This window comes from Kitasatospora griseola (genome assembly GCF_044999035.1).
GTDB lineage: Bacteria > Actinomycetota > Actinomycetes > Streptomycetales > Streptomycetaceae > Kitasatospora > Kitasatospora griseola.
Window position 1 is genome coordinate 3,218,117 of record NZ_CP173360.1, and the last position, 16,782, is coordinate 3,234,898.

Annotated in this window: 17 protein-coding genes; 8 read left to right on the top strand and 9 right to left on the bottom strand. The window is 71.2% G+C overall.

Translation table 11 applies throughout. From position 1 onward, the window contains the following. Positions 1-23 precede the first annotated feature (23 nt). Positions 24-1,454, top strand: a complete 1,431-nt coding sequence (gene pyk, locus ACI1MP_RS14340) for a pyruvate kinase (protein WP_100587970.1) — start codon at positions 24-26, stop codon at positions 1,452-1,454. A gap of 71 nt (positions 1,455-1,525) precedes the next feature. On the opposite strand, the gene ACI1MP_RS14345 is transcribed toward pyk, so the two are convergent. The 4 genes from ACI1MP_RS14345 to ACI1MP_RS14360 form a co-directional block, all read right to left on the bottom strand. Continuing rightward, on the bottom strand, positions 1,526-2,764 hold the full coding sequence (locus ACI1MP_RS14345; RefSeq protein ID WP_404868805.1) for a hypothetical protein: 1,239 nt from the start codon (positions 2,762-2,764) through the stop codon (positions 1,526-1,528). Then, positions 2,761-3,333, bottom strand: a complete 573-nt coding sequence (locus ACI1MP_RS14350; protein WP_380333966.1) for a DUF6114 domain-containing protein — start codon at positions 3,331-3,333, stop codon at positions 2,761-2,763. The genes ACI1MP_RS14345 and ACI1MP_RS14350 overlap by 4 nt, the downstream gene beginning before the upstream one ends. 145 nt (positions 3,334-3,478) lie before the next feature. Then, complete coding sequence (locus ACI1MP_RS14355; protein WP_380333965.1) at positions 3,479-4,120, bottom strand: DUF6230 family protein; 642 nt, start codon at positions 4,118-4,120, stop codon at positions 3,479-3,481. Positions 4,121-4,672: 552 nt separating this feature from the next. Then, complete coding sequence (locus tag ACI1MP_RS14360) at positions 4,673-5,656, bottom strand: tetratricopeptide repeat protein (RefSeq protein ID WP_380333964.1); 984 nt, start codon at positions 5,654-5,656, stop codon at positions 4,673-4,675. Positions 5,657-5,997: 341 nt separating this feature from the next. Between ACI1MP_RS14360 and ACI1MP_RS14365 the strand changes: the two genes are divergently transcribed. Further along, the gene (locus tag ACI1MP_RS14365) at positions 5,998-6,666 is read left to right on the top strand and encodes a TetR/AcrR family transcriptional regulator (protein ID WP_198520580.1); all 669 of its coding nucleotides are present in this window, start codon (positions 5,998-6,000) and stop codon (positions 6,664-6,666) included. Positions 6,667-6,673: 7 nt separating this feature from the next. Here ACI1MP_RS14365 and ACI1MP_RS14370 read toward each other — a convergent pair whose 3' ends face one another. Then, the gene (locus ACI1MP_RS14370; RefSeq protein ID WP_380333963.1) at positions 6,674-7,543 is read right to left on the bottom strand and encodes a sigma-70 family RNA polymerase sigma factor; all 870 of its coding nucleotides are present in this window, start codon (positions 7,541-7,543) and stop codon (positions 6,674-6,676) included. A 94-nt stretch (positions 7,544-7,637) separates the two neighbouring features. On the opposite strand from ACI1MP_RS14370, the gene ACI1MP_RS14375 reads away from it, so the two are divergent. Then, complete coding sequence (locus ACI1MP_RS14375; RefSeq protein WP_404868806.1) at positions 7,638-8,369, top strand: SDR family oxidoreductase; 732 nt, start codon at positions 7,638-7,640, stop codon at positions 8,367-8,369. Between the two features lie 42 nt (positions 8,370-8,411). On the opposite strand, the gene ACI1MP_RS14380 is transcribed toward ACI1MP_RS14375, so the two are convergent. From ACI1MP_RS14380 to ACI1MP_RS14390, 3 genes are all read right to left on the bottom strand, one after another. Continuing rightward, positions 8,412-10,097 carry a methylmalonyl-CoA mutase gene (locus ACI1MP_RS14380; RefSeq protein ID WP_387998214.1) on the bottom strand — a complete coding sequence of 562 codons (1,686 nt, stop codon included), beginning with the start codon at positions 10,095-10,097 and terminating at the stop codon, positions 8,412-8,414. Positions 10,098-10,272: 175 nt separating this feature from the next. Then, positions 10,273-10,602 carry a DUF3817 domain-containing protein gene (locus ACI1MP_RS14385; protein WP_100587977.1) on the bottom strand — a complete coding sequence of 110 codons (330 nt, stop codon included), beginning with the start codon at positions 10,600-10,602 and terminating at the stop codon, positions 10,273-10,275. Positions 10,603-10,622: 20 nt separating this feature from the next. Then, positions 10,623-11,162, bottom strand: coding sequence for a MarR family winged helix-turn-helix transcriptional regulator (locus ACI1MP_RS14390; RefSeq protein ID WP_100587978.1), 540 nt, complete (start codon positions 11,160-11,162; stop codon positions 10,623-10,625). 461 nt (positions 11,163-11,623) lie between these two features. Between ACI1MP_RS14390 and ACI1MP_RS14395 the strand changes: the two genes are divergently transcribed. Next, complete coding sequence (locus ACI1MP_RS14395; RefSeq protein ID WP_404868807.1) at positions 11,624-13,270, top strand: M4 family metallopeptidase; 1,647 nt, start codon at positions 11,624-11,626, stop codon at positions 13,268-13,270. A gap of 80 nt (positions 13,271-13,350) precedes the next feature. On the opposite strand, the gene ACI1MP_RS14400 is transcribed toward ACI1MP_RS14395, so the two are convergent. Further along, entirely contained in the window at positions 13,351-13,674 is a 324-nt protein-coding gene (locus tag ACI1MP_RS14400; RefSeq protein ID WP_189270945.1) for a DUF3817 domain-containing protein, read from the bottom strand. 165 nt (positions 13,675-13,839) lie between these two features. On the opposite strand from ACI1MP_RS14400, the gene ACI1MP_RS14405 reads away from it, so the two are divergent. From ACI1MP_RS14405 to ACI1MP_RS14420, 4 genes are all read left to right on the top strand, one after another. Beyond that, the gene (locus ACI1MP_RS14405) at positions 13,840-14,613 is read left to right on the top strand and encodes a DUF2127 domain-containing protein (RefSeq protein ID WP_380334212.1); all 774 of its coding nucleotides are present in this window, start codon (positions 13,840-13,842) and stop codon (positions 14,611-14,613) included. A gap of 83 nt (positions 14,614-14,696) precedes the next feature. Beyond that, positions 14,697-15,335 carry an AIM24 family protein gene (locus ACI1MP_RS14410; protein WP_404868808.1) on the top strand — a complete coding sequence of 213 codons (639 nt, stop codon included), beginning with the start codon at positions 14,697-14,699 and terminating at the stop codon, positions 15,333-15,335. Next, positions 15,335-15,985 carry an AIM24 family protein gene (locus tag ACI1MP_RS14415; protein WP_100587981.1) on the top strand — a complete coding sequence of 217 codons (651 nt, stop codon included), beginning with the start codon at positions 15,335-15,337 and terminating at the stop codon, positions 15,983-15,985. The genes ACI1MP_RS14410 and ACI1MP_RS14415 overlap by 1 nt, the downstream gene beginning before the upstream one ends. Beyond that, the gene (locus ACI1MP_RS14420; RefSeq protein ID WP_387998221.1) at positions 15,985-16,773 is read left to right on the top strand and encodes an AIM24 family protein; all 789 of its coding nucleotides are present in this window, start codon (positions 15,985-15,987) and stop codon (positions 16,771-16,773) included. Before ACI1MP_RS14415 ends, ACI1MP_RS14420 begins: the two co-directional genes overlap by 1 nt. Positions 16,774-16,782 lie beyond the last annotated feature (9 nt).

Genomic DNA, 16,782 nt, shown 5'->3' on the forward strand with positions numbered 1-16,782 from the left:
CACGAACGGATAGACTGACGGATATGCGCCGAGCGAAAATTGTCTGCACCCTGGGTCCTGCCACGGACTCCTACGAACAGCTGAAGGCCATCGTCGAAGCGGGCATGAACGTCGCCCGACTGAACATGAGCCACGGCTCCCACGCCGAGCACGAGGACCGGTACCGCCGCGTCCGCCAGGTGTCGGAGGACACCGGCCGCACCATCGGCGTGCTGGCCGACCTGCAGGGCCCCAAGATCCGTCTGGCGACCTTCGCCAACGGCCCGGTGACCGTTGACAACGGCGACACGTTCACCATCACCACCGAGGACGTCCCCGGTGACCAGTACATCTGCGGCACCACCTACAAGGGCCTGCCCGGTGACGTGAAGCCCGGCGACCCGATCCTGATCAACGACGGCGTCATCGCCCTGGAGGTCGTCAGCGTCGACGGCCCGCGGGTGCGGACCGTGGTGGTCGAGGGCGGTGTGCTCTCCAACAACAAGGGCATCAACCTGCCCGGCGCGGCGGTCAACGTGCCCGCGCTGTCCGAGAAGGACAAGGACGACCTGCGCTTCGCCCTGCGACTGGGCGTCGACATGGTCGCGCTGTCGTTCGTCCGCAACGCCGCGGACATCGACGACGTCCACAAGGTCATGGACGAGGTCGGCATTCGTGTGCCGGTCATCGCCAAGATCGAGAAGCCGCAGGCCGTCGAGGCGATGGAGGAGATCGTCCTCGCCTTCGACGCGATCATGGTGGCCCGCGGCGACCTGGCGGTCGAGTACCCGCTGGAGAAGGTGCCGCTGGTCCAGAAGCAGCTGGTCACGCTGGCCCGCCGGAACGCCAAGCCGGTGATCGTCGCCACCCAGATGATGGAGTCGATGATCCACGCCTCGCGCCCGACCCGCGCCGAGGTCTCCGACGTCGCCAACGCGATCCTGGACGGCGCGGACGCCGTGATGCTGTCCGCCGAGTCCAGCGTCGGCAAGTACCCGGTCGAGACCGTCAAGACCATGAGCAGGATCGCCGAGAAGGCCGAGGAGGAGCTGCTCTCGCAGGGCCTCCAGCCGCTCAACCCGGGCCGCAAGCCGCGCACCCAGGGCGGCTCGGTCGCCCGCGCCGCGTGCGAGCTGGGCGACTTCCTCAACGGCCAGGCCCTGATCGCCTTCACCAAGTCCGGCGACACCGCCCGCCGGCTGTCCCGCTACCGCTCGCCGATCCCGGTGATCGCCTTCACCCCGGACGTCGCCACCCGCAACCAGCTCTCGCTGAGCTGGGGCGTCGAGGCGTACGTCACCGAGCAGGTGGCCACCACGGACGCGATGGTCGAGCAGGTCGACCGCGAGCTGCTGAAGCTGGGCCGCCTCGCCGAGGGCGACACCGTGATCGTCACCGCCGGCGTGCCGGTCGGCATCCCGGGCACCACCAACATGGTCCAGGTCCACCACCTGGGCACCCGCGGCGGCCGCTGACACCGGCGGCACCCGCACGAGAAGGCCCCCGACGGTTCGCCGTCGGGGGCCTTCTCGCAGCTGACGACGGCTCAGCCGTCGTACGGCTCCTTGTCGTTGAACAGCCGCATGCCCGGGATCTTCAGGTCGCCGCCGAACTGGCCGGCCTGCACCGCCTTGGCGCCGGTGAGCGTCAGGTCCAGCGGGATCGGCACCGCGCCCAGCAGGTCCCACAGCCACTTCGGCAGGGTGTCCGGGGTCAGCGTGATCTCGCCCAGGTCGATCGGTATCGGCAGGCCGTAGATCGCCGCCAGGTGCCCGGACAGGCTCTCCACGTACATGGTGATCGGGCCGTTGCGCATGGTGGAGGTCGATCCCTCACGGCTCTTCACGTGGAAGGTGAGGCCCGGGATCTGGATGGTCGACATGTCCAGGTTCTCGATGTCGACGCTGTCGGTGGTGAACTTCAGCACCCGCTTGGTGCCGCTCTCCGTGGTGACGTCGTAGACGCCGTTGAAGACCGAGCCGTGCAGCGCCAGCCGGGTCGAGTGCAGCACCCAGTTCTGGTCCGGCACCACGTGGCCCTTGGGCGCGGCCTTCGCCGCCAGGCCCCGGGTGCTCACCAGGCAGTTCGGGTCGGCCGACGCCGACGCCGAGGCGGACGCGGATGACTTCGGCGCCTTGGTCGACGGGGCCTTCGTGCCGGTGGCGGCCGGCTCCGACGGCCCGGCCGGGGCGTCCGGCGCGGCGGGCGCCCCGGTGGCCGGCCGCCCGGTCGCCGAGGGGCTCGGGGCGGCGGACGGCTTCGCGGTGGGGCTCGGGGTGGCGGTGGGCGCGGGGGACGCGGCCTTCGGCGCGGTCGACGGGGTGGCGGTCGCGGCGGCGCCCGGGTGGATCAGGTTGTTCCACCAGTCGTCGATGGCCCCGGCCTGCTGCACCCCGGTGCCCGCCGGAGCGCCGTTCGGCGTCACGTGGGCGGCGGACTGCACGCCGGCCGAGCCGGTGAACACCGCCGGCACCGCGGCGGCACTGCCCGCGGGCGCCTGCCCGGACTGCGCGGCCGTCGCCTGGCTCACCGAGGAGTCCGGCTGCACCGCGATCTCGCTCTTCGGGACGGGCGTCTCCTTGAGCACGGCGTCCGGGCTGCTCGCGCAGGCCCCGGACTGCGGGTCGGCCGCCACCGCCAGGGTCGGCGCGTAGGCGGCGCCGACCAGCAGCGCGGTCGGCACGGCGGCGATCGCCAGCGCCCGCCCGCGCAGCCGGGACCGCACGCCCTCGCGTGGCACCGCGTGCCGCGGACCGGGAACCGCCGGCTTCTCCGAGTCGGTCACCGCTGCTCCCCCTCCGCGTGCGCTGTCGGTGCGGCTCCGTACTCCAGCGGCTGCTCCGCCGCGGCCTGCGCGGGCAGCTGCGCGGTCGGCGCGGCGTCCTGGGGCGCGGCCGCCGTCCCGGCCGCCGTCTCGGCCGACTCCGGCCCGGCGGCCGGGAGCGGCTGCAGCGGCGCCCAGGAGACCAGCAGGCCGCCGGCGATCAGGCCGGGGATCGCGCCCATGCCGAAGCCGCCCAGGTTGGAGACCGGGATGGAGATCAGCGCCAGGATGGTGGTCGCCACCCCGCAGAACACCCGCACCACCGGCTGGAACCAGACGGTGACGCCGAGCACCATCATCAGGAGGCCGATCAGCAGCGAGCCGGCCCCGGCGGTGGTGGCCATCGCCACGGTCAGGCCGCCCAGCGTGAGGTGGGCGTACGGGAAGTACAGGATCGGGAGGCCGGCGATCACGGCCAGCAGGCCACCCCAGAACGGCCGGGTGCGCCGCCAGGCGCGGAACCCCCGCCGGCCTCGACGGACCAGGCCGGCCGGGTCCTCGGGCCAGGCTTCGACGGTTGCGCTGGACATGGTGCGACTCCTCGATGGTGGGTCCGAGGGGGAAATACGGATGGCCCCGGGTATGCCGGGGTGCGGCCCGAGGGAACGGCGCGATGCCGCCCCCTCGGACCGGTGGTCCACGGTCGGGCCCGCCTGACGGGCCGTCAGTCGCGGACTAGTAGCACTCGTTGGCGCCCTGGGTGATGTTCAGGCTCAGGCCCGGGAGCGTGAAGGTGCCCGCCGAGGTGGCCCAGGCGGTCTGCTGGACCTTCGACAGGTCCGCGGTCTTGGCGGACTGCGCGAAGCCCTGCGCGCCGGTCGGCACCTTGCCGCCGTCGTTCTTGAGCTTGTCGATGGCCGAACCCTGCAGGGTGCCGGCGTCCTGGCCGATGTTGATGCTGTGGAACTCGGCGTCGGCGTTCAGCTGGTTCATGTCGATCAGCAGCTGCTGGGCGTGAACCTGCTTGGCCTCGTCGGGGCTGTTGCCGGCCTTGAGGACCAGGGTCCACTTGCCGAGCGGGCCGAGGTCGGTGACGACCGACTGGCACAGGTTCTGCAGCCGGGCGGTGTCGAACGCCGAGATGGCGACCGGGTGCGCGGTCTTGCCGTCGGCCTGCATGTCGACGCCGCCGAACTGCGAGAAGTTCTCGCCGTGCAGCTGGTCGACGGTGACCTTGAACTGCTGGCCGGAGACCGCGAACGAGGCCGCGAGCGCCGAGTTGGCCAGGGAGACGCCGATCGCGGCGGTGGCCGCGACGCTGGGCACCATCACCAGGGCGAAGCGCTTCCAGCGGGTCTTGCCGTAAGACGTGGACATGCGAGTCCTCCTTCTAGGACGTACATCTCCGGCCGTTCCGGTGCGTCCCGCACCCGGTTCGACCCGAAATGGGAGAGAGCTACGTCCTCGGTAGCGGAGAGCGCCTGGCGCCGTGGGGACGGCATGGGCGATCACCCCGAGCGACAACCGTGCGAACGCGCGGGATGCGCGACCGCCGAGGCCAGGAACCGCCGCGTGGGATCTGCGGTTACCCCCCTGCCCTCACCCGGTGGGGACCCTCGCAGTGGAGGGACCGGGCGTCGCCGATCGTGCTCGAATACCGGGCGGAGCACAAGGGGTGCGTTACTGACGGGTAATCCAACAGTGAACGCGTTCGCTCAGGGGATCGAAGGCCCGGCTGCGCAGCGTGACGAACGACTCGGACCGTCGGGGCCGTGACCCCCGCAAACGCAGACGAAACACCCCTCCTCCGTCACGCACCGCGACGAAGAAGGGGTGTTATCAAGATTTGGTAAACCTGCCCGGTTCACCCGCGAAAGTCGTCAAATCGCCGACGACACCGCAGGTCATCCGACGTGTCACCGAGTGCCGTCAGAACAGCACCCGGGCCAGGGCCTGACGGGCCGCCACGGTGCGCGGGTCCTCGGAGCCGATCACCTCGAACAGTTCCAGCAGCCGCAGCCGCGCGGTGTCCCGGTCGTCGCCGAAGGTCTTCGCCACGGTGTCGACCAGCCGGCCGAACGCGTCCTCGACGTGCCCGCCGACCAAGTCCAGGTCGGCCGCCCGCAGTTGGGCCTGCACGTCCTTCGCGTCGGCCGCCGCGTCGGAGCGCACCTGCTGCGGGTCGAGCTTCTCCACCCGCTGCAGCAGCTGCGCCTGGGCCAGGCCGAGCTTCGCCTCGACGTGGCCGGGCCGCTCGCTCAGCACGTTCTGGTACGCCTGCACCGCGCCGCCCAGGTCGCCCCGGTCCAGCGCGTCGTGCGCGGCCTCCAGCGCCGGGTCGGCCGGCACCCGCGGCGCCGCCTCCTCGCCCGCGCCCGCACCGCCCGCGGCGGTGCCGACGATGCCGAAGCGCTGCTCGGCGACCGCGATCAGCTGGTCCAGCACCTTGCGGACGTTCGACTCGTTCTCGGCGCCCTGGAACAGCGGCACCAGCTGGCCCGCCACCACGGCCATCACGGCCGGGATCCCCTGGATGCCGAACTGCTGGGCGATCAGCGGGTTGGCGTCCACGTCGATCTTGGCGAGCACGATCCGGCCCGCGTACTCCTCGGCGAGGCGCTCCAGGATCGGGCTCAGCTGCTTGCAGGGACCGCACCACTCGGCCCAGAAGTCCACCACCACGGGGACCTCGGTCGAGCGCTGGACCACCTCCGACTCGAAGGTGTCCTCGGTGACGTCCAGCACCAGGGGGTAGTCCGCGAGCGCCGGGGCTTCGCCCGCCGCCGCCTGCCGGGCCCGCTCGGCCCGGGTCTGCTCCGCCTTCTGGGCGGCCTCTCCGGCCGCCTTCACCGCGGCGAGGTCCACCGCACCGCGCAGGGCGGAGCTGTTGAGACGCGAATTCCGTGACTGCATGGCTCTATCCTCCCCCGCCGGAGCCGGTACCGGACGCCATCCGCCCGGAAATGCCGAAACCCGGACGACCCGCCTCCCCCGGCGGAGCCCGACCGTTCGGGCGCGGATCCCCATCCACGCCCCGTGCCCGCCCGATCCCAGAGGGCAGGGCACGTTGGTTGTCGCTCTTTCGCTACTGGTCGTAGCGTATCTGCCCGACGGGCTCCCCCCGCAAGCCCCAACCGCCCTCCGGAAGCGTGAGCTGTCCCACTTTCCGACCCCGGGCGGGTGTCGGGCAGCGCCGCAGGTCGCTACCGTGGGCCCACCAAGTTACTTCTGAGTAAATTCGCTGAGGAGGCGCGGTGGCCCCCACCACCCGGCAGCCCGCCGAGCACCCGGACCCGCCGGCCGCCGTCACCCCGCCGCCCACCCGCGGCAAGGGCCGCCCCCGCAGCGCCGCCGCCGACCAGGCCATCCTGGACGCCACCCGCGAGGCACTCGCCGAACTCGGCTGGGGCGGACTCACCATGGGCGACGTCGCCCAGCGGGCCGGCGTCGCCAAGACCACCCTCTACCGCCGCTGGCCGTCCAAGAGCGAGCTCGTGGTCGACGCCATCGCCAGCCTCTTCGACCAACTGGAGTGCGCCGACCGCGGCAGCCTGCAGGCCGACATCGAGGCCGTGGTCGCCCGCTTCGCCGAGCTCCTCACCCTCCCCGAGACCCAGGCCGCCCTGCTCGCCCTGTTCGCCGAGGGCAGCCGCGACGTCCAACTCCGCCACCGCATCCGCGAACGGATCGTCCAGCCGCAGAAGGTCCTGGTCCAACTCGGCCGGGCCAACGCCCAGGCCCGCGGCGAGATGGACCCCGACCGGGACCCGGCCACCGCCGACGAGGAGATCGACATCATCTTCGACACCATCGCCGGCACCGTCGAGCACCGCCTGCTGGTGAGCGGCGAACCCGTCACCCCGGACTGGATCCACCGCTTCACCACCCTGCTCCTCAACCCCTTCCCGGGGCTGCTGCGCTGACGGCCGCTCAGCTCGGCAGCGCCAGCGCGGCCAACCGCGCCGGATCGTTCAGCACGTCGATCCGGGCCACCCGGCCGCCCACCACGGTGAACGCCATCACCGACACCGGACGGCCCTCCCGGACCGTCAGCACGCCGTAGGCGCCGTTCACCAGCACCAGCCGCGCGAACGGCGCCAGGCTCCGGAACCCGGCCGCGGAGGCGGCGATCGCCGCACCGCCGCGCAGCACCCGGGACAGCTCCACCAGCGCACCGCCGTCCGAACGCAGCACCGCGTCCGGCGCCAGCACCCGGACCAGCGCCTCGAAGTCGCCCTCCCGGGCCGCCGCCAGGAACGCCTCCACCGCGCCCCGCTGCACCGCCGGATCCCGATCGGGCTCCGGCGCCCGCTCCTTCACCCGCTTGCGCGCCCGACTCGCCGACTGCCGCACCGCCGCCGGGGACTTCTCCAACAACGGCGCGATCTCCTCGAACGGCACCGCGAACAGATCGTGCAGCACGAACGCCAACCGCTCCGCCGGCCCCAACGTCCCCAGCACCACCTGCAGCGCCATCCCCACCCGGTCCCCCAGCAGCGCCACCGCCTCCGGATCGTCCCGCTCCGGCGCGGCCAGCACCGGATCCGGCACCTGGGTGTCCAGCTCCTCCTCCCGCCGCCGCGAACGGCTGCGCAGCTCGTTCAGGCACACCCGCGACACCACCGTGGTCAACCAGCCGCCGAGGTTCTCCACCTCCTCCGCATGCCGGTCCAGCCGCAACCATGCCTCCTGCACCGCGTCCTCGGCCTCCCCCAGCGACCCCAGCATCCGGTACGCCACCGCCCGCAACCTGGGCCGCTGCGCCTCGAACCGCTCCGCGAGAAGAGCTCCCCCGCTCATCTGTCACATCCCTTTCCCGGTCGGGGTCACCACTGCAGACACCCACTGTGGCAGGCCGGACGATCACGCCGACGGCCGGAACGGAGCACACGCCATGAACATCCTCGTCACCGGCGGCACCGGCACCCTCGGCACCCTCGTCGTCCCGCAACTCCTCGAAGCCGGCTGCACCGTCCGCGTGCTCAGCCGCCGCACCCGCCCCGACAGCGACGGCGTCCACTACGTCCGCGGCGACCTGATCGCCGGCACCGGACTGGCCGAGGCACTGGACGGCGTCGACACCGTGCTGCACCTCGCCGGCGGCGCGAAGGGCGACGACACCGCCGGCCGACGCCTCGCCGACGCGATGGCCCTGGCGGGCGGCGTCCGGCACGTCGTGATGGTCTCGGTGATCGGCGCCGACACCATGCCGATCGGCTGGTTCCGCGCCAAGCGGGACGCGGAACGCGCCCTCGCCGACAGCGGCGTGCCCTGGACGGTGCTGCGAGCCGCCCAGTTCCACACCCTGGTGCGCACGATGGCGGGCAAACTCGGCAAACTCCCCGTGCTGCCCGACCCGAAGGGGCTGCGCTTCGAGCCCGTCGACCCTCGCGAGGTCGCCGACCGCCTGGTCGCCCTCACCCTCGCCGCCCCCGCCGGCCTCGTCCCCGACCTGGCCGGCCCCCGGGTGTACGCCTTCGCCGACCTCCTCCGCCCCCGCAGGACGCTGCGCGTGCCGCTCGCCGGAAAGATCGGCCGCGCCTACCGCGACGGCCGGAACCTCGCCGGGCCGGGAGCGACCCGCGGCACCCGCACCTGGGAGGCGTTCCTCCTGGAGAACAGGTAGCACCGCGGGCGCCGGGGGGGGTACCCCGGCGCCCGCGGTCCCTCAGAAGCTGGCGTTCTCCCGGTACGTGCCCCACTCGTCGCGCAGGGCGTGGCAGATCTCGCCGAGGGTGGCTTCCGCGCGGACGGCCTGGAGCATCGGTTCGATCATGTTGGCGCCGGAGCGGGCGGCGGCCAGCATCGCGTCGAGGCCGGCGCGGACGGCGGTCTCGTCGCGGTGCGACTTGCGGTCGGCGAGGACGCGGACCTGCTCGCGTTCGACCTCGTGGCTGACGCGGAGAATTTCGAGCTCGGGGGTGACGCTGCGCGGGTGGCAGTTGACGCCGACGACCTTCTTCTCGCCCTTCTCCAGGGCCTGCTGGTACTGGAAGGCGGCCTCGGCGATCTCGCCGGTGAACCAGCCCTCCTCGATGCCGCGCAGGATTCCGGAGGTCATCGGGCCGATCGGGTGGTCGGCGGCGCCCTTGTCGAGGATGCGGCGGAAGATCTCCTCGACCTGCGCCTCGATCTTGTCGGTGAGCGCCTCGACGTACCAGGAGCCGCCGAGCGGGTCGGCGACGTTGGTGACGCCGGTCTCCTCCATGATCACCTGCTGGGTGCGCAGCGCGATCTCGGCGGCCTGCTCGCTGGGGAGGGCGAGGGTCTCGTCCAGGGCGTTGGTGTGCAGGGAGTTGGTGCCGCCGAGGACGGCGGAGAGGGCCTCGACGGCGGTGCGGACCACGTTGTTGTACGGCTGCTGGGCGGTGAGGGAGACGCCGGCGGTCTGGGTGTGGAAGCGCAGCCACTGCGCCTTCTCGGTCCGGGCGCCGAAGTGGTCGCGCATCCAGCGGGCCCAGATCCGGCGGGCGGCGCGGAACTTGGCGATCTCCTCGAAGAAGTCGAGGTGGGCGTCGAAGAAGAACGACAGGCCGGGGGCGAAGACGTCCACGTCGAGGCCGCGGGAGAGGCCGAGTTCGACGTAGGCGAGGCCGTCGGCGAGGGTGTAGGCGAGTTCCTGGGCGGCCGTGGCTCCGGCTTCGCGGATGTGGTAGCCGGAGACCGAGAGCGGCTTGTAGGCGGGGATGCCGCTCGCGCAGTGCTCCATCAGGTCGCCGATCAGGCGCAGGTGGGGCTCGGGGGCGAAGAGCCACTCCTTCTGCGCGATGTACTCCTTGAAGATGTCCGTCTGCAGGGTGCCGTTGAGGACGGCGGGGTCGACGCCCTGGCGTTCGGCGGCGACCAGGTACATGCAGAAGATCGGGACGGCGGGGCCGGAGATGGTCATCGAGGTGGTGACCTCGCCGAGCGGGATGCCGGCGAACAGCACCTCCATGTCGGCGGCGGAGTCGATGGCGACGCCGCAGTGGCCGACCTCGCCGAGCGACTTGGCGTCGTCGGAGTCGTAGCCCATCAGGGTGGGCATGTCGAAGGCGACGGAGAGGCCGCCGCCGCCCGCGTCGAGGATCATCCGGTAGCGCTCGTTGGTCTGCTGCGCGTTGCCGAAGCCGGCGAACTGGCGGATGGTCCAGGCGCGGCCGCGGTAGCCGGTGGGGTGCAGGCCGCGGGTGTAGGGGTACTCGCCGGGCCAGCCGATCCGCTCGAAGCCCTCGACCGGCTGGCCGGCGGGCGGGCCGTAGACGGGCTCGACGGTCTCGCCGCTCAGCGTGGTGAAGTCGGCGTCGCGCTTGCGCGCCTTGTCGTACCGCTGCTGCCAGCGCTGCCGGCCGGCTTCGATCTGCTCGGCGTCCATCGGCTCCGACTCCGCTCCGTGCGGCCGCCCGGTGGGTGGGCGGCACAACTACTTGGATGTCCTACTAATTTACTCGGACGTCCTACTATCTGTCGATGCCCGGCGGCCGGAATCGAACACACGAAGGGCGCCCCTCCCGAGGGGAGGGGCGCCCGGCAGAGCGGTGTGCGGCGGGTCAGGCGGCGGCCGGCTCCGCGGCGATCAGCGGGGCGATCTCGCGGCTGACCTTGCGCTCGACGAAGAACACAGCGGTGGGGATGGTACCGGCCAGCAGGACCCAGGCGAGCTTGCCGATCGGCCACTTGGCCTTGGTGCCGAGGTCGAAGGCGAGCACCAGGTAGATCACGTACAGCCAGCCGTGCGCGATGCCGACCGCGGTGGTGAAGCCCGCGGCGCCCGACATGTCCAGGGCGTACTTGGCGATCACCCCGGCGGTGAGCAGGATCAGGAGGACGCCGGTGATGTAGGCCATGGCGCGGTAGCGGGTCAGCACACTCTGCTTCATGCCATCGAGGGTAACCGGCCCTACGAGTGCTCCCGGCCCGGGCCCTCCTGGTGCGGCAGGTCGAAGTCGCCGGCCGCGACCCGCAGTGGGCGGAGCAGTTCGAACACCTCGCGGCAGGCGTCCTCGTCGTAGCCCTCCAGGCCGAATTCGACGGTCATCAGGTCGCGGGTGGCGTGTTCGACGACCTGGCGGCCGCGGTCGGTGATGGCGGCGAGAACGCCGCGGCCGTCGAGCGGGTTGGGGCGGCGGGCGACCAGTCCGGCGCGCTCCAGGCGGTCGACGGTGTTGGTGACGCTGGTGGGGTGCACCATCAGCCGCTCGCCGATCTTGGACAGCGGGAGTTCGCCGGAGCGGCTGAAGGTGAGCAGCACCAGGGCCTCGTAGCGGGCGAAGGTCAGGCCGTAGGGCTTGACCACCGCGTCGACCCGGGCCAGCAGGATCTGGTGGGCGCGCATCACCGAGGTGATCGCCGCCATGGCCGGCACCTTGCCCCAGCGTCGGGTCCAGAGCTGGTCGGCGCGGGCGATCGGGTCGAAGTCGAGGGCGAGGGGCTTGGGCACGACCCCACCGTACCCGCGGGGCGGGGCGGGGGTAGCAGGTGTCCACGATGGTGGACAAGGCCCGCCTGTTGGCGGGTTCGCGCCAAACAGACGACCGCCACCGGTTGGCCGCCTTTTACACCGGATATTCCGTCACTATTCAGTGAAAACCCGGGAGTTGGGTCGAGGCCCAGCCCGCAGCGCATCGTTCGCGGTGAAACCTCCGATTTCCTGACCGTCCCATTGCCGGGCCGCTGGCGAGAGTTTGCCAATAGTTGCCGGGGCGCTGTTCCCGGATTTGAACGGTTGTCATGCTTCTGCCCAGCCCCGTTCGACACGTCGGCCCCACCCCACCGGCGTCCGTCGTTCAGACCGCACGGAGCTGCACGTCAGCACCCGTATCCGCCCCAGCAGGCACTGACCCCCGGTGCCCCGGAACGTGGTGCGACCGCGCACGCGGTTGATCCGGAAGGAACCCGTACGTGAAGCGAAAGCTCGCTGTCGGAGCCGTTCTCTCTGCCTCGGCCCTGCTGGCCGGCGCGATCCAGGTGAGTGCCGGGATCGCACAGGCCGCCCCGAACCCGGCCGCCCAGAACGCCGCCGCCCAGAACCGCGGCAACGCGCTGGCCCTGGCCGCCTCGCAGGCCCCCTCCGCCGCCAAGGCCCTGGGCCTCGGCGCCCAGGAGAAGCTGGTGGTCAAGGACGCCATCGTCGACGCCGACGGTACCCGTCACTTCCGTTACGAGCGCACCTACGACGGACTGCCCGTGCTCGGCGGCGACCTGGTCGTCCACCAGGACGCCAAGGGCCAGGTCCGCTCCTCCGACAAGGCCGTCTCCGGCAGCCTGGCCCCGGCCTCGCTGAGCCCGAAGCTGACGGCCGCCCAGGCCGCCGGCAAGGCGACCGGCGCAGTGCAGTCCACCGTCGGCATCAGCAAGGACTCCGAGGCCGCCCTCACCTCGGTCTCCGGCGCCACCGGCAACGCCGAGCTGGTCGTCTGGGCCGCCGACGGCGCCCCGCGCCTGGCCTACCGCACCACCGTCGAGGGCGTGCGGGCCGACGGCACCCCGAGCCGCCAGAAGCTGGTCACCGACGCCAACACCGGCGAGGTCCTCTCCACCCACGAGGAGATCGAGACCGCCAACGCGACCGGCACCGGCAACGGCGTCTTCGTCGGCAACGTCTCGCTGACCACCACGCTGACCGGCAGCAACTACACGCTGAAGGACGCCACCCGCGGCAACCAGTACACCACCACGCTGGCGGGCAAGACCTCCGGCAGCGGCACCCTGTACTCGAAGACCACCAACTCCTGGGGCAACGGGCTGGCCTCCAACAAGGAGTCCGCGGCCGTCGACGCCCAGTACGGCGCGGCCGTCACCTGGGACTTCTACAAGAACACCTTCGGCCGCAACGGCATCCGCAACGACGGTGTCGGCGCCTACAGCCGGGTCCACTACGGCAGCAACTACGTCAACGCGTTCTGGGACGACAGCTGCTTCTGCATGACCTACGGCGACGGCACCTCCAACACCCACCCGCTGACCGAGCTGGACGTCTCCGGCCACGAGATGAGCCACGGCGTCACCTCCAACACCGCCGGCCTGAACTACTCGGGCGAGTCCGGCGGCCTGAACGAGGCGACCTCCGACATCTTCGGCTCCATGGTGGAGTTCTACGCCAACCTGTCGAAGGACGTGCCGGACTACCTGATCGGCGAGCTGATCGACATCAACGGCAACGGCACGCCGCTGCGCTACATGGACAAGCCCTCCAAGGACGGCGCGTCCGCCGACTACTGGTCCTCCACGGTCGGCAACAAGGACGTCCACTACTCCTCGGGCGTCGCCAACCACTTCTTCTACCTGCTGGCCGAGGGCAGCGGCGCCAAGACCATCAACGGCGTCAGCTACAACTCGCCCACCTACAACGGGGCGACCCTCACCGGCATCGGCCGGTCCCAGGCCCAGCAGATCTGGTACCGGGCGCTGACCGTCTACATGACCTCCACCACCAACTACAAGGCCGCGCGCACCGCGACCCTGAACGCGGCGAAGGACCTGTACGGCGCCACCTCCACCCAGTACAACGCGGTGGCGGCGGCCTGGACCGGCGTCAACGTCAACTGACCCCCAGCGGGTAGCGCAAAAGCTCGCGGCGGTCGGGCCTCCCACGAAGAGGCCCGACCGCCGCGCACCACGTTGTGGGGTCAGGCAGCGGCCGGCTTCGCCGCGTCCAGCTCGCCGCGCTCCTCCTTGGCCAGCATCCGCTCGGCGAAGAAGCCGCCGGTGGGCAGCACCGACAGCACGAACATCAGCAGCGCGCGCTTCGGCTCCCAGCGGCGGGCCTGGTACGCCTGCACCAGGAAGACCACGTACAGCACGAACAGCACGCCGTGCACCATGCCCATCACCGGCACGCCGTTGAAGCTGGTGGTCCGCTTCAGCACCGAGCAGATCAGCAGCAGGATGAACGACAGGCCCTCAGGGCCGGAGACCAGGCGCAGGCGGTGGACGGCGGCGATGCTCTTCACGGGATTCCTCACAGGCACGGCGGGCGGCGGTGTTTGTGAACGGATGCACAAACCATGCCTATTATCACCGACCCCCGTTCCGGCCGACCCCGGACCCCCTATCCTGCTGTGCTGCGCGCGGCCTGACCGGCAGGCCCGCGAACCCACGGGGGGACGCACGACATGCTGAGGCGAGACTGGGACCGGCACACCTGTGCCCGGCGCGGCCACATCACCTACGCACCCGACGAGACCGACCTGAGGACACGGCTGCACGCGAGCACCGCCCTCGGCACCGCCTGGCGCTGCCTGCGCTGCGGCGACTTCGCCCTCGGCGAGCCGCACGGCTCCGGCCCCGCCGACGAGGCGCCGCTGGTGCCCCGCGGCAAGGCCCTGCGCGACCTGTTCATCCTGCGCTTCCTGGCCGTCGAGCGGCTGCTGCGCGGCCTGCTGATCGTGGTCGCCGCCTGGGCGGTGTGGAAGTTCTCCAACAGCCAGGACGCGGTGCACCGGATCTTCGACGAGAACCTGACCGTCTTCAAGCCCGTCACCGACCACTTCCACTACGACCTCGACCACTCGCCGATCGTCGACACCATCCGCAAGACCTTCGACTACCGGCACGACACCCTGATCTACGTCGCCGTCGCGCTCGTGGTGTACGCGGCGGTCGAGATCGTCGAGGCGTTCGGCCTGTGGTGGGGACAGCGCTGGGCCGAGTACCTGACGGTGGTCGCCACCGCCGCGTTCCTGCCGCTGGAGGTCTACGAACTCACCGAGCACGTGAGCGTGCTGAAGATCTGCACGCTGCTGCTGAACATCGCCGCGGTGCTCTGGATCATGCTCTCCAAGCGGCTGTTCGGCCTGCGCGGCGGCGTCGTCGCGTTCGAGGCCGAGCGGCACTCCGCCTCGCTGCTGGAGGTGGAGACCTCCGCCGGGGCGCTGCCGCAGGCCGCCTGACGGCCCGTCCGATGTGCCGGTTCCGTACCAGCCCGGCCCGGCCCTCTCCCCACACCGGGGCGAGGGCCGCTACATTCCGGAACGTGGCACAGTTCCGACTCCAGGGGTCCAAGGTCCTCGCCGTCGATCTCGCCGGGGACACCGTCAAGGCACGCAACGGCTCGATGGTCGCCTACACCGGACAGATGGGCTTCAAAAAGCTCACCGGCGGCGGCGACGGCCTGCGCGGCATGGTCACCCGCCGGCTCACCGGCGAACGCATGGAGGTCATGGAGGTGAAGGGGCAGGGCACCTGCTACTTCGCCGACAAGGCCACCGAAATCAATCTGGTCCGGCTGAACGGCGAAACGCTGTTCGTCGAGTCCGACAACCTGCTCTGCACCGAGGCGACGCTGCGCACCGGCACCTCCTTCACCGGCCTGAACGGGATGGCGAGCGGCAACGGCCTGTTCACCACCAAGGTCGAGGGCCAGGGCTGGGCCGCCGTCACCTCGAACGGCCCGGCGGTGATACTCCGCGTCACCCAGGGCCTGCCGCTGCGGGTCGACCCCGGCGCGTACATCGCGCACACCGGCAACCTGAACCGCGCCCTCAAGTCCGGCGCCGGCTGGACCACGCTGATCGGCGAGGGCGGCGGCGAGGCCATGCAGGTCGAGTTCACCGGCGAGGGCCTGGTCTACGTCCAGCCCTCCGAGCGCCTGACCTTCGGAGGCAACGCCTGATGGCCTTCACCCTGATCAACCACAAGATGGTCTCCGCCCAGGTGTTCCCGGGCCGGCGGATCCTGTCCCAGCGCGGCGCGATGCTCGGTTACACCGGCGAAGTCACCTTCCGGCCCAACCTGATGGGCGGCCAGGGCGGCGTGATGTCGATGATCGGCCGCCGGGTCGCCAACGAGGACACCCCGCTGATGACCGTCGAGGGCCACGGCACCGTGATGTTCGGCCACGGCGGACACCACGTCCACGTCATCGACCTGGCCGGCGACACCCTCTACGTCGAGGCCGACCGGCTGCTCGCCTTCGAGGACAGCCTCCAGCAGTCCACCATGTTCATGGGCCAGCAGGGCGGCCTGATGGGCGTGGTCCGCGGCCAGGTCACCGGACAGGGCCTGTTCACCACCCAGCTCAGCGGCAAGGGCGCCGTCGCCGTCATGGCCCACGGCGGTGTCGTCGAACTCCCGATCTCCCCCGGCCTCCCCGTCCACGTCGACCCGCAGGCCTACGTCGCGCACCGCGGCCAGGTCACCAACAAGCTCTCCAGCGCGCTCGGTTGGCGCGACATGATCGGACGCGGCTCCGGCGAGGCCTTCCAACTCGAACTCTCCGGACACGGCATGGTGTACGTGCAGGCCAGCGAGGTGAAGCTCTGATGACCTACCCGCCGATCCTTCAGACCCCCGGCGGCGACGGCCCGCAGATCTGGGACCCGCACACGCTGCCCGTCAACGACAACGTCAACCCGTACTGCTTCTCGGTGAACCTGAACGGCGCGTACTACCTGCAGAAGGGCAAGATGATCGCCTACTACGGCGAGATGCGCTTCTCCGGGATCGGCCGCGGCGTCCTCGACCGGGTCCTCGAACAGAACTTCAACTCCCCGCTGCACGCCTCCGACTGGGTGGTCGCCGAGGGCCGCGGCACGCTCCTCCTCGCCGACCGCGCGTACGACCTCAACTCGTACGACCTGGAGGACGGCAACCTGACCGTCCGGTCCGGGAACCTGCTGGCCTTCGAGCCCACCCTCCGCCTCAAGCAGTCGATCATCCCCGGGTTCCTCACCCTGATCGGCACCGGCAAGTTCGTCGCGGCCTCCAACGGGCCCGTGCACTTCGTCGAACCGCCGCTGCGGGTGGACCCGCAGGCCCTGGTCGGCTGGGCCGACTGCCCCGCCCCCTGCCACCACTACGACCACAGCTACCTGCACGGCGTCCTGGGCGGCATCCGGCACCTGACCGGGATCGGCGGCGCGAGCGGCGAGGAGCACCAGTTCGAGTTCATCGGCGCGGGGCAGGTGCTGATGCAGTCGTCCGAGACGGTGCTGGCGGAGAAGTCGGTCGGCGTCGTCGGCGAACAGTCGGCGGTCCCGCACCAGCAGCCGACCCAGGCCGCACCGGGGCTCGGCAACCTGCGGGACCTCGGCCGCCAGTTCGGGCTTTAGCAGACAGCA